Source organism: Staphylococcus sp. IVB6240 (genome assembly GCF_025558425.1).
Taxonomy (GTDB): Bacteria; Bacillota; Bacilli; order Staphylococcales; family Staphylococcaceae; genus Staphylococcus.
Genome location: NZ_CP094718.1, coordinates 1,527,569 through 1,540,894 on the forward strand (window position 1 = coordinate 1,527,569; position 13,326 = coordinate 1,540,894).

Annotated in this window: 8 protein-coding genes; 3 read left to right on the forward strand and 5 right to left on the reverse strand. The window is 37.2% G+C overall.

Annotation, left to right across the window (positions count from 1 at the left end; genetic code table 11):
• Positions 1 to 12: 12 nt before the first annotated feature.
• Positions 13 to 1,011, forward strand: a complete 999-nt coding sequence (locus MUA88_RS07590) for an FUSC family protein (protein ID WP_262603545.1) — start codon at positions 13 to 15, stop codon at positions 1,009 to 1,011.
• Between the two features lie 69 nt (positions 1,012 to 1,080).
• On the opposite strand, the gene gatD is transcribed toward MUA88_RS07590, so the two are convergent.
• A complete protein-coding gene (gatD, locus tag MUA88_RS07595; protein WP_262603546.1) occupies positions 1,081 to 1,806 on the reverse strand; it encodes a lipid II isoglutaminyl synthase subunit GatD in 726 nt (241 codons plus the stop codon).
• The gene (gene murT / locus MUA88_RS07600; protein ID WP_262603547.1) at positions 1,799 to 3,118 is read right to left on the reverse strand and encodes a lipid II isoglutaminyl synthase subunit MurT; all 1,320 of its coding nucleotides are present in this window, start codon (positions 3,116 to 3,118) and stop codon (positions 1,799 to 1,801) included. Before murT ends, gatD begins: the two co-directional genes overlap by 8 nt.
• 140 nt (positions 3,119 to 3,258) lie before the next feature.
• On the opposite strand from murT, the gene ftnA reads away from it, so the two are divergent.
• Together ftnA and MUA88_RS07610 are read left to right on the forward strand one after the other, a co-directional pair.
• On the forward strand, positions 3,259 to 3,762 hold the full coding sequence (gene ftnA / locus MUA88_RS07605) for an H-type ferritin FtnA (protein WP_262603548.1): 504 nt from the start codon (positions 3,259 to 3,261) through the stop codon (positions 3,760 to 3,762).
• Between the two features lie 165 nt (positions 3,763 to 3,927).
• On the forward strand, positions 3,928 to 4,488 hold the full coding sequence (locus MUA88_RS07610) for a 3'-5' exonuclease (RefSeq protein WP_262603549.1): 561 nt from the start codon (positions 3,928 to 3,930) through the stop codon (positions 4,486 to 4,488).
• Here MUA88_RS07610 and dinB read toward each other — a convergent pair.
• The 3 genes from dinB to MUA88_RS07625 form a co-directional block, all read right to left on the reverse strand.
• A complete protein-coding gene (gene dinB, locus MUA88_RS07615) occupies positions 4,483 to 5,550 on the reverse strand; it encodes a DNA polymerase IV (RefSeq protein ID WP_262605330.1) in 1,068 nt (355 codons plus the stop codon). The genes MUA88_RS07610 and dinB overlap by 6 nt on opposite strands.
• A gap of 549 nt (positions 5,551 to 6,099) precedes the next feature.
• Positions 6,100 to 11,997, reverse strand: a complete 5,898-nt coding sequence (locus MUA88_RS07620; RefSeq protein WP_262605331.1) for a MucBP domain-containing protein — start codon at positions 11,995 to 11,997, stop codon at positions 6,100 to 6,102.
• On the reverse strand, positions 11,994 to 12,764 hold the full coding sequence (locus tag MUA88_RS07625) for a YSIRK-type signal peptide-containing protein (RefSeq protein ID WP_262605332.1): 771 nt from the start codon (positions 12,762 to 12,764) through the stop codon (positions 11,994 to 11,996). The genes MUA88_RS07620 and MUA88_RS07625 overlap by 4 nt, the downstream gene beginning before the upstream one ends.
• Positions 12,765 to 13,326 lie beyond the last annotated feature (562 nt).

Genomic DNA, 13,326 nt, shown 5'->3' on the forward strand with positions numbered 1-13,326 from the left:
GGAGTTATGCGCATGAAATTAAAATGGTATAAAAAAGTCATTGGTGCCCGTACGATTAAAACAGGATTGGCTACTTTTTTAACAGCTTTATTCTGTCTATCACTTAACTTAAATCCTATCTTTGCAATTTTATCTGCAGTTGTCACGATTGAACCTACTGTCAAAGCATCCATTCACAAAGGATATAAACGATTACCTGCCACTGTGATGGGCGCGTTTATCGCCGTTGTTTCCACTTACTTTTTTGGCGACGAATCCGCATTTGCTTATGGTCTCACAGCTACATTAACGATTGTATTATGTATTCGTTTTAACTTGCACCCAGGTATCCTTGTTGCAACACTTACTGCATTAGCAATGATCCCAGATATTCACGATGATTATATGTTCAACTTTTTCTCAAGACTGTTAACAGCCATTATCGGATTGGTCACAGCTGGTCTCGTAAACTTTATGGTCTTGCCACCGAAATATTACGAACAAATTGAAGAACTGATCACTTCCTCAGAACGACAAATTTATTACTTATTCGATGAGCGTATGAAAGAATTATTAATCGGCCATTTCCAATCATCAAAAAGTGACAAACTCGTTGATAAACTACACGCAAACAACACACGTATTGAAGAATTACTTGGTTATCAAAGAGATGAATTAAAATATCATAAATCAAAAAACCGTTCCGACGATTGGATGCGACTTCGTAAATTAACCAATCGTGCACATGAAAACCGCCTCCTCCTTACACACCTATCAAATATCATCTATCTACCCCAAGATGCCATGATGGTATTTACAGATGAAGAAAAGGAAGCTGTTATTAATATTTCACAGAGTATTGATCAGATCAGCCAATGCGGTACATTTAAACCCAAACGTAAATCTGCTTCAACCTTGAAAAACTCAGTAAAAGGCTTAAATGAATTTGATATTAACCAAATTAAAAGTCATACGATTTATGAAATCTTGTTAATCTATCGCATTTTATTATTGCGTTATCGCGTGAAGTGATTGGGAATTAAGGATATTAATTACGAATACAGCCCATATCCCCGACAAAGGGATATGGGCTGCTTTATATTATTTTTTATCTTTATTCGCTCTATCTACTAATACTTGTTTCGCTTGTTCTTCTGCCACGTTATCAATATGTTCTGGTTCAAAAGGAATCCCTTTACGTTCTGCAGCAGCACGTAAGAGGTAATCTGTCATTTCATGATTTTTCGGCAATACAGGACCATGTAAATATGTTCCAAGTAAGTTTTTATAATGAATGCCCTCTTGTTTATCTTTATCATTATTACCGTAACCATATGTGACATGACCTAGTGTTGGATATGAATGATACGTACGTCCGCCATGATTTTCAAAACCAACAATGGTACCGAATTGCTCACTTTCAATGACGATATCACCCGTGAGTCGATCCGTTTGGGCTTCTGTATAAAAGTCTAGAATATGCAGACCTTCTAATTCTTTACCATCTGCGGTAATATATTTCTCACCTAAAAATTGATAACCACCACATACAACAAGTCCAGGCAATCCTGCATCAATGGCTGCTTTTAACTCTGACTTAATCTTCGTCAATTCCTTCGTGGCAATTGCTTGTTCACGATCGCTACCACCACCAATGAAGAAGATATCCGCTTCATTTAAGTCGATGCCGTCTGTTTCATTGATATCGACAACATTGATTTGAATGTTACGTTGTTTGGCACGATATTTTAATGCCATGATATTACCGATATCACTGTAAAGGTTCAATTTATCAGGCATAAAGTGAAATACTGTTAACTCATGCATGTCCATGTCCCTCCTTGAAAGAACGTTCTAACTGATCCAACATAGGTGCTAGCGATGTATAGTTCGGTATTGCAACGGTCATGCTTGGATAGTCCATTGTAAGTGCTGTTGCTTTATAAATATCTCTTTCAACAATGACTGGGACATTGATTTCTGCAAGTTTTAATCTCAATTGTAATTCTTCTGCACGATTTCCCGTTACAACAATGGCTTCAATCTCTTGATGTTGTAACTTTTCAAAATCTGCATCATAAATCCATGATGTATCACAACCATCGGCAGGAAAGTCATTTAAACTAAATAAATAAACTTTGCTTTCTTCTAACTGATCTCCCATAGCCATTGAGGCATTCATACCGGCTGGGTTTTTAGCTAAGTTGATTAATGCTTTTTTCTTATTTTTTTCGAAATACTGCATACGTCCATTATCGGATGTATATGTTTCAAAACCTTTTTGAACTGCGGCATTATCAAGCCCTAACTCTCTCAATACCGCATAAGCTGCAAGTGCATTGTATGCATTGAAGTCACCAGCAATCTTCATATTAAATGTGGCATCATTAACAGTCATATTTAAAAATGGCGTTACATCAAAAGATGATACCTCATAATCTGGTTCATGACGTTTAAATCCACATTGACAACTATAATGTCCCAATTGATTATAGTGAATATGACTATATTCAAGTAGTTCACCACAATTTGGGCAGTAGCGACTTTCATTCATAGTTGATTGCTCAAACTCATGTGCGCCTGTGTCCATTCCATAATATGTCACGTTATCACTTGCGATTTTCAAGCGACTAACAAATGGATCATCTGTATTTAAGATAAGTTGAATGCCCTTACCACTAATTGCTGATAAAATATTGTTGACCATAATATCTATTTCACCAAAACGGTCCATTTGATCTCTGAAGAAGTTAGTAAAGACCATTTTAGTTGGTGTCATCTCTTTTAACACACGTGGTATCGAACCTTCATCAATTTCTATCACTGCTATTTTGGTATTAGGGGTTGATTGTACGATAAATGCAGAAGTAATCCCTGCCGCCATATTCGCCCCTTCATTATTATGAATAATTGGGATACCATTTTGTTTTAGTGTATGGCCAATTAAGTTAGAAGTCGTCGTTTTCCCATTTGTACCACTGACAAATACGACTTCATCTACTTTAGCTGCTAAGTTTCTTAGAATATTTGAATCTAATCTTCTCGCAACTTGTCCAGGTAAATCTGTTCCTTTTTTACCAACGGCACGACTTGCTCTTCTTGCAAGTTTCGCCAAAGTAATCGCTGTCCATTGTCTCATTCGATTTCTCCTCCATTTTTCCTATTGTATTATACCATGTGCCATTCATTTAGAAAATTAAAACTCACCTTCCACATATTCATTGCAATCGCATGTTAGGGTTGTGTAAACTAAATATAAGAATAATGAGGAGGTATGACATGTTAGATAAAAAATTACTCGATGCATTAAATGACCAAATGAACCATGAATTTTTCGCAGCACATGCATATATGGCAATGGCCGCATACTGTGACTACAATTCTTATGATGGCTTTGCAAACTTCTATATTGAACAAGCAAAAGAAGAACGTTTCCACGGACAAAAGATTTACGACTACATCAATGATCGTGGTGAAAAAGCTGAATTCAAAGCTTTAGAAGCACCAAAAGTAGATTTCGATTCTATTTTACAAACATTTGAAGATGGCTTAAAGCAAGAACAAGAAGTCACAAAAAGATTCTACAACTTATCAGAAATTGCCAACGATAAAAAAGATTATGCAACGATCTCATTTTTAAATTGGTTCTTAGATGAACAAGTTGAAGAAGAATCTATGTTTGAAACACATATCGATTACTTAAAACGTATCGGCGATGATTCAAACACATTATATTTATATGAAAAAGAACTTGCAGCGCGCACATTTAACGAAGAAGCTTAGTATACTTGAACCTTTAGCTGGGTAGTAATTGTCTTTACAATGCTATTCAGCTAATGTTTTCTCATTAGATCTTATATTAGGCCTCAAAGGATTCCCCTTTTTTAAAACTTTGATACATATAGCAGAATTACTTATATATATTTTCACTTTCACGGAGTTGATCATATGTCACAAAATAGCTTTATCGCATTAGATTTTGAAACAGCAAATTATAAAAGAACGAGTATTTGTTCAGTTGGAATGGTTAAAATTGTAAACCATCAATTAACCGAATCTTTTCATACATTGGTGAATCCAAATGACTTCTTCTCTGAGCGTAATATCCAAGTTCACGGTATTCAGCAAAGCGATGTGCTTCATGCACCTGCTTTTAATGAGGTACTTCCTTATATGTTGGATTTTATTACCGATTTACCAGTTGTTGCACATAATGCAGCGTTCGATATGTCTGTTTTACATGCGAGCTTAAAGGCTGCTCATTTTGATACGCCAGACCTTACCTATTTCTGCTCATGCCAACTCGCACGCCGCACAGTGTCTTCACATCGTTATGGCTTAAAACATATGATGGACTTCTATGGTTTGGACTTCCGTGGCCATCACGATGCATTAAATGATGCCAAAGCTTGTGCCATGATTACGTATCGCTTACTCAAACACTATCCAGACTTACAAACAGTATTGAACGTTTATGGTAAAAAACTACGCGATAAAGATGCCCTATAAAAAATCATAAATAGTCATATTTCGGAAAGCAGCATCTTGTAAAGTACCTACCGTGACACCTATAAGGCGAATAGGAACATCTGGATCTTTTACATGATAATAGAGATCATACGCAATTTGATAAATATCTCGTGCTTGTTGAACGGGCGTTTTTAAGCTTTGTTGTTTCGTATGCGTTTCAAAAGTATTGGTTTTTATTTTTACAGTCACTGTATACCCTGCTTTTTGCAGTTTTTCTAAACGCGTTTCAATCTTTTCACACAACATTTCAATTTTACGCAAAATCTCTTCATCTTGATTCGTATCAACTGAAAATGTTCTTTCTGCTCCGACACTTTTTCGTTGGCGTTCACTTTTTACCTCTCGTTCATCTTTTCCTCTTACTCTATCGTATAAGTATTTCCCTCTTTTTCCGAATAAGTAAATAAGATCACGTTCACTTTTTTGATAAAGATCTTCTCCTGTGTAAATACCATATTCATGCATTTTTTCCTTAGATACTTTCCCAACACCTGGAAAATCTCCAATATCCAGTTTCATCAAGATATCATGCACATTGTGGTAAGTAATCACTGTAATGCCATTAGGTTTGTTCATCCCACTCGCTAACTTCGCCAAAAATTTATTATATGACACACCCGCACTTGAAGTTAATCCCGTTTCTTGCCATATATCACGTCGAATCATTTGTGCAATTTGAGAGGCTGAACGTTCAGCATTCACACTGGCTGTAATATCCAAATACGCCTCATCGAGTGATAATGGTTCAACTAATGACGTATAACGATGGAAAATCTCCATAATCTGTTGAGAAACTGCTCGATAAACCTCAAATCTTGGCGTTATATAATAGCCATCTGGACACAGCTGGTGTGCACGAGCCATTGGCATGGCCGAATGTACGCCCATTGCTCTCGCTTCATATGACGCTGTTGCCACAACACCACGTCCACTCGCCCGCCCCCCAACAATGACAGGCTTTCCTTTAAGTTTAGGATTATCTCTCACTTCCACTTGTGCATAGAAATAATCCATATCTATATGTACGATCCTTTTTTCCATCGTCGTCACCTCCATTTCACATGCACGTTTATAAAAATATTATATACGATTCAACATATTATTTTAACTATAGGAAATTCAATGATGTCACTATTAATGTTCTAGTTTCTTCCATATAATATGTCATCTTTTATCTATTTATGAACACTCAAGTGAAAAGAGATTGTGAAAGGAATGTTAAGGAATTGAGTATAATCAGAGCAATGCTTAACATCACTTTTCGATTTTGTCGAATTGTGAGTAGTAGATGATCGATATATTTACGCTTTTTGACTTATCACATTTCTCATCGTCCTTATAGGATCACTAGAACGAAACGGTTCAACATTTTCTATAGCACTCCCGATTATGTCCAAAGCTCGCCTTATTACTGATAATCGGATTTTCAAAACACAAGTTTATTATCTCTCTCTTCTATTTACTTTCTTATCTTGTTTATAACACGCAAATTTTATCAGCAGTATCTCATACATAAACATTAAAAAAGTAAAAAACGGTAACCCCTCAATTAAGAGAGATTACCGTTTGAGTTAAGTTAACGCGTTCGTATTAGTCTTCTTCGCGACGGTTACGTTTTGTTAACTTCATACCAGCTAATAATGTTAAGAATCCGAATGTTGTTACGAATGGATTATTCGTATTACCTGTTTCAGGCAATTCTTTTTCTGTCATCTTATCAGATGGTTTCATGTCTTTACCATCTTTATCAGTCAAACCTTTTGATGGTTTTTCCATGTTATTCGATTGATCTAGTGATGGTTGACTTGGCATACCTGGATCCATTGGTGGTGTATTTGAATCTTCATCTTTCGGATCCATTGGTGGTACATTTGGATCTTTATCTTTCGGATCCATCGGTGGTACATTTGGATCTTCATCTTTCGGATCCATCGGTGGTACATTTGGATCTTCATCTTTCGGATCCATCGGTGGTACATTTGGATCTTCATCTTTCGGATCCATTGGTGGTGTATTTGGATCTTCATCTTTCGGATCTACTGGTGGTGTACTTGGATCTTCTGGTGTTCCTGGTGTTCCTGGCACACCTGGTTGACCTGGTTGTTCTTTCAATTTGTAGATATAAGTAACGTCTGTGTTACCTTTCACTACTTTACCTGTTTCTTTGTCACCGTCTTTAACTTTTACAAGTACATAGATTTTACCGTCTTTACCAATGATTTCTTTCGGAATTTCTTCTCCGTTTTCATTTGTATTGTACTCAGTTCCGACTGGTGATTTTGGTGTATCTACTGTTGGATCTTTAATCACATTACCGTCTTCATCCACATAGTGAACAGTTACCATGCCTGCTGGTACGTATGGGACTGGTGTGTCTTTCTTCGGATCTACTGGTTTTGGTGGTTCATAGCCTTTTGTTGGATCATTTGGATCTTTCGGCTTCAATGGTGTCGTTGGATCCTCTGGATCTACTGGAATATGACCTTCGATATCTGGTAATGGTGGATTATCACTTGGATCTTCCGGTGTATCATCATAATCAACTGGATCAATTGGCTCACCTGTATTTGGATCTACCGGTGGTACATTTTCATCATATTTCGGATTTTCTGGATCTTCCGGAATATATGGAATGTATTTGTTTGGTGTTTCCTCTGGTGGCATGCCTGGATTTTCTGGTTGTTTTTTCAATTTGTAGATATAAGTAACATCTGTGTTACCTTTCACTACTTTACCGTCTTTAGTAATTTCTTTCGGAATTTCTTCTCCGTTTTCATTTGTATTGTACTCAGTTCCTACTGGTGATTTTGGTGTATCCACTGTTGGATCCTTGATCACATTACCGTCTTCATCCACATAGTGAACTGTTACCATACCTGCTGGTACATATGGTACTGGTGTATCTTCTTTCGGATCTACCGGTTTCGGTGGTTCATATTCTTTTGTTGGATCGTTCGGATCTTTCGGTTTCAATGGTTTCGTTGGATCCTCTGGATCTACTGGAATATGACCGTCGATATCTGGTAACGGTGGATTATCACTTGGGTCCTCAGGTGTATCATCGTAATCGATTGGCTCAAGTGGTTCTCCTGTATTTGGATCTACCGGTGGTACATTTTCATCATACTTCGGATTTTCTGGATCTTCCGGAATATATGGAATGTATTTGTTTGGTGTTTCCTCTGGTGGCATGCCTGGATCTTCTGGTTGTTTTTTCAACTTGTAGATATAAGTAACATCTGTGTTACCTTTCACTACTTTACCTGTTTCTTTGTCACCATCTTTAACTTTTACGTACTCATACACTTTACCGTCTTTAGTAATTTCTTTCGGAATTTCTTCTCCGTTTTCATTTGTATTGTACTCAGTTCCTACTGGTGATTTCGGTGTATCTACTGTTGGATCTTTAATCACATTACCGTCTTCATCCACATAGTGAACTGTTACCATACCTGCTGGTACATATGGTACTGGTGTATCTTCTTTCGGATCTACCGGTTTCGGTGGTTCATATCCTTTTGTTGGATCGTTCGGATCTTTCGGTTTCAATGGCTTCGTTGGATCCTCTGGATCTACTGGAATATGACCATCGATATCTGGTAATGGTGGATTATCACTTGGGTCCTCAGGTGTATCATCGTAATCGATTGGCTCAAGTGGTTCTCCTGTATTTGGATCTACCGGTGGTACATTTTCATCATACTTCGGATTTTCTGGATCTTCCGGAATATATGGAATGTATTTGTTTGGTGTTTCCTCTGGTGGCATGCCTGGATCTTCTGGTTGTTTTTTCAACTTGTAGATATAAGTAACATCTGTGTTACCTTTCACTACTTTACCTGTTTCTTTGTCACCATCTTTAACTTTTACGTACTCATACACTTTACCGTCTTTAGTAATTTCTTTCGGAATTTCTTCTCCGTTTTCATTTGTATTGTACTCAGTTCCTACTGGTGATTTCGGTGTATCTACTGTTGGATCTTTAATCACATTACCGTCTTCATCCACATAGTGAACTGTTACCATACCTGCTGGTACATATGGTACTGGTGTATCTTCTTTCGGATCTACCGGTTTCGGTGGTTCATATCCTTTTGTTGGATCGTTCGGATCTTTCGGTTTCAATGGTTTCGTTGGATCCTCTGGATCTACTGGAATATGACCGTCGATATCTGGTAATGGTGGATTATCACTTGGGTCCTCAGGTATATCATCGTAATCGATTGGCTCAAGTTGTTCTCCTGTATTTGGATCTACCGGTGGTACATTTTCATCATACTTCGGATTTTCTGGATCTTCCGGAATATATGGAATGTATTTGTTTGGTGTTTCCTCTGGTGGCATGCCTGGATCTTCTGGTTGTTTTTTCAACTTGTAGATATAAGTAACATCTGTGTTACCTTTCACTACTTTACCTGTTTCTTTGTCACCATCTTTAACTTTTACGTACTCATACACTTTACCGTTTTTAGTAATTTCTTTCGGAATTTCTTCTCCGTTTTCATTTGTATTGTACTCAGTTCCTACTGGTGATTTCGGTGTATCTACTGTTGGATCCTTGATCACATTACCGTCTTTATCCACATAATGAACTGTTACCATACCTGCTGGGACATATGGTACTGGTGTATCTTCTTTTGGATCTACCGGTTTCGGTGGTTCATATCCTTTTGTTGGATCATTCGGATCTTTCGGTTTCAATGGTGTTGTTGGATCCTCTGGATCTACTGGAATATGACCGTCGATATCTGGTAATGGTGGATTATCACTTGGGTCCTCAGGTGTATCATCGTAATCGATTGGCTCAAGTGGTTCTCCTGTATTTGGATCTACCGGTGGTACATTTTCATCATACTTCGGATTTTCTGGATCTTCTGGAATATATGGAATGTATTTGTTTGGTGTTTCTTCTGGTGGCATACCTGGATCTTCTGGTGTAGAAGGCGCTTCAACTTTCTTGTACACATATGTGACTTCTGTTGTACCCTCAACCACTTTACCTTGTTCATTACCTTTAGTAAGTACTGGTACTAATTCATATGTCACACCATCTTTAGTAATTGTTTGTGGTTTATGATCATCTGAAGTGTCGTAAGCTGTGCCTGTTGATGTTTCTGGTGTATCAACAGCATCATCTGCGATAACGTTACCTTCTGTGTCGATGTAATGTACGATGACATCACCTTTCACTTCTTTGTAGACGTATGTCACTTCTGTTGTTCCTTCAACCACTTCACCTTGTTCATTACCTTCTGTTTTTTCTGGGACACGTTTGTACGTTTTACCATCTTTTGTTGTAATTTCTTCAGGACGGTTGTCTGTCGTATCATAAGGTGTATCAATTTTGCTTCCTTGTGTATCTACTTTATCGTCAGCAATTTTATTACCTTCTTCATCTACATAGTGAACAATAACATCACCTGTTGGTGCTTCCATTGGTTGTTCAACTTTCTTGTAGACATACGTCACTTCTGTTGTACCCTCAACCACTTTACCTTGTTCATTACCTTTAGTAAGAGCTGGCACTAATTCATATTTCACGCCATCTTTTGTGATTGTTTGTGGCATATGATCATCAGAAGTATCATAAGCTGTGCCTGTAGATGATAACGGTGTATCTGTTTCATCTTTCGCAATAGTATTACCCTCAGTATCGATGTAATGTACAATAACGTCACCTTTTACTTCTTTGTAGACGTACGTGACATCAGTGTTACCTTCTACAACGTTACCTTCTTCAGCCCCTTTTGTTTTGTCAGGGATACGTTCATACTTTTTACCGTCGTCTGTTTTAATCTCTTCTGGACGATTGTCTGTAGTGTTGTAAGGTGTATCTACAGGTGATGATGGCGTGTCTTCAACTGGATCTTTGATGACGTTACCTTCTTCATCTTCATAATTAACTGTCACAGTACCTTCTTTAACAACAGCTGGTTTTTCTTTATACACATACGTAACATATTTTGTACCTTGCGTAACGGTACCTGTAGGTTCAGTACCTTCTGCATCCGTTGATCCGTAGACATTTCTCAATTTACTTGTTGTTAAGTTACCTTGTTCAGATACAGATCCAACACCGTAGTCTCCCGCTGGCACTAACTCATACGTTTTGTCTCCAACTGTAATTTCTTGTGGACGATTATCAGTAACAGTGTCATAGTCTGTATCCACTTCAGCATCTGTCACATCTTGAACTTCTTCTTTTAAGACATTACCGTTCTCATCAACGTATTGAACAATCACAGTCCCTTTATCAATTTGTTCAGGGTTTGATGTTTCAATAGGTACACCTGTTGCAGTTGCATCGTATTTAGGACGTGTCACTTGTGAAGTTAATCCACCTACACCTGTCTGTATTACTTTCTCAATACCATATGAGTCAGATTGACTTTCTGCATCGAAAACAAATTCTTCTAATGGTGAACCATCTGGTTTCGAGACTTTAACTATTGAGTTGTCCGTTGTTGCGTCTTTAATAGGTTTACCATCTTTGTCTAAAACTAGACTTCCATCTTGATTTTTTCTTAATGTATAGCTTACTTCTTCATTGTAAGTCGGTTTATCAAACTTGATTGGTAAACGTGTTGATTTACCAGTGGCAATATCTTCCATCGGATTACCAAACGTAGGAATAACACGACCTGGTTTTGTATAGTCACCATGGAAACGTAATGTAATTGTTCTCTTATCTTCAGAAATGCTTTCAACAGTATAATACATATTATCAGGCGTTACATACAACTTCCCGTCATCTGCATTAGCTGGTTTCTCTCCTGTTATAACATCTTGAAATGGGATGTAGTAAACTGGTAAACGTTTACCAATCTCTATCTTATCTGTATCCCACGTATAAGTATTTTTATTTGGATCTGTTGGGGATGAAATCGTCGTTAAAAAACCATTTGGTAAGCCACCCGCTTGGCCATTTAATCGTACATCTCCCTCACTAATTGTATTTGTTAAAAATCCAACATCTGACCCCGGTGTATCACTACGATTATCATATACTGTGGCTTCCATACTAATATAAGCATGTAATTCTTCTCGGTTCCCTGTATCATAATCAATTTTATTTCTGTCACCGGAACCATATAATCCTTCAGTTACGACACCTTTAAGCCCAGTATTAGTTGGATAACGCTTATATCCCAATGCATTTCCGTCATCCCAATGTGGTTGTGGATAAACACTTGTATAAACAGTTTTATCATTTACTTTCACTTTAAACTGAGTAGGGCGATCCTCTGTTGCTGCTAAAGTTGATTCACCTTTCGAACCTGAAACTGTTGCACTTACATCTTTAAGTCCCTCAACATTTTCAGTGAATGTTACTTTGTATTTCATTATGGCTGTCGTCAATGTTTTGTTTTTCAAGTCAAAACGTGATGGATCTGTCGAATCTGTTCCTTTTATATAGTCACTTGTATAACTAACACGTTCTACTTCCGCAATAATCGGTCCTTCACCATCTGTTTCCGTTGACTTCAACGGAAATATCTTGGTAATAGAACTGGTACATCCTGTGTTTCAACGTAAAAGTAGTCACCCTTGTGTAACGGTTGATCACCAAATGAAAAATTAAGTGTCGTATCTTCATTGTTATAGATTGTAGGTGTTTCACTATTACCTCTATGGGAACCTGTTACTGTTACTTCTGGTGTAACTTGTGTACCTGATGGTGCAGCTTGTGCAACTGGTTCCACAGCTGCACGTAAATAAGTGCCAGTTGGTAATGGTTGACCTTGTTTGGCGAATGCTTCTTCACGTGAAGGTGCTTTGGGTTGAGCAGTTGTTGCTTTTTCTTCTGTAGCTGATGAAGTGCTTGTTTCTGCATTTTGTGCAGGCTTTTCTTCTACTGCTTGTTTTTCTTCTGTCGCAGTTGTTTCAGCTGTTTTGTCTGCAGATTCTGTTGCATTCGTTTCATCTGAAGTTGTTGATGCTTCAGTTGATTCTGATGTTTCTGATGGTGCTTCTGTTTCAGTAGGCTCAGTCACCTCAGTTGGTTCAGTGGCAGTTGCGTCTTCTGCAAATTCTGCTACCTCTGTTGCATCTGAATCTGTTGGTGTTACTTCATCTTCTGGAGATGCATCCGTTGAATCTGAAGTGCTATTTGCTGGTTGTGTTTCCGCTGATGCATCTGTTTCACTTGCTTTGGCTGAGTCGGCACCCATAATTAAAGCAGTCCCTAAAAGTGCTGAACAAACACCAAATGTGAACTTGCGAATGGAAAAGCGATGTTTTTGTCTAAATAGCATATGTTTCCTCCTTTGATAATCTTTTTAATAGATACTACAGAATAAAGTCGTACCCTATACATTTTAAATGTACCTATTATTATATATAAAATCAATAACATAAAATAATTGTATAAAAATATATGAAATGAATTATTATGACAAAATATTTATTTTTTTATTTTCGTACTAAATCACTCTGTTTTCATAAGTTTTCACTTGAATATCATATGCAAAATATCATTTTTTAGTCGTGTGTTCTCCTCCTCCTTTTTGTTAATGGGAATATTTAAATCGATGCACTTTCTAACACGTTAAAAAGCAGTAGATACAAAGTTTTTCGTTTATTGTATCCACTGCTTTTGTATTTATATTTTGTTTACATCCGCTTTATCAGTTATTGTTGTACTGCCAATCACTATAATTTTAAAAGATATTATAGTTAAATGATCCATTTTATCTCACTCTATATTAGCAGCAACTTTATTTATAAATTTTACTTAAATGCACAATCCCTTCTATATATACTAGTACGTAATAGTATTTGTGAATTTTATCAAATTTATGACAAATGTTTTATTAC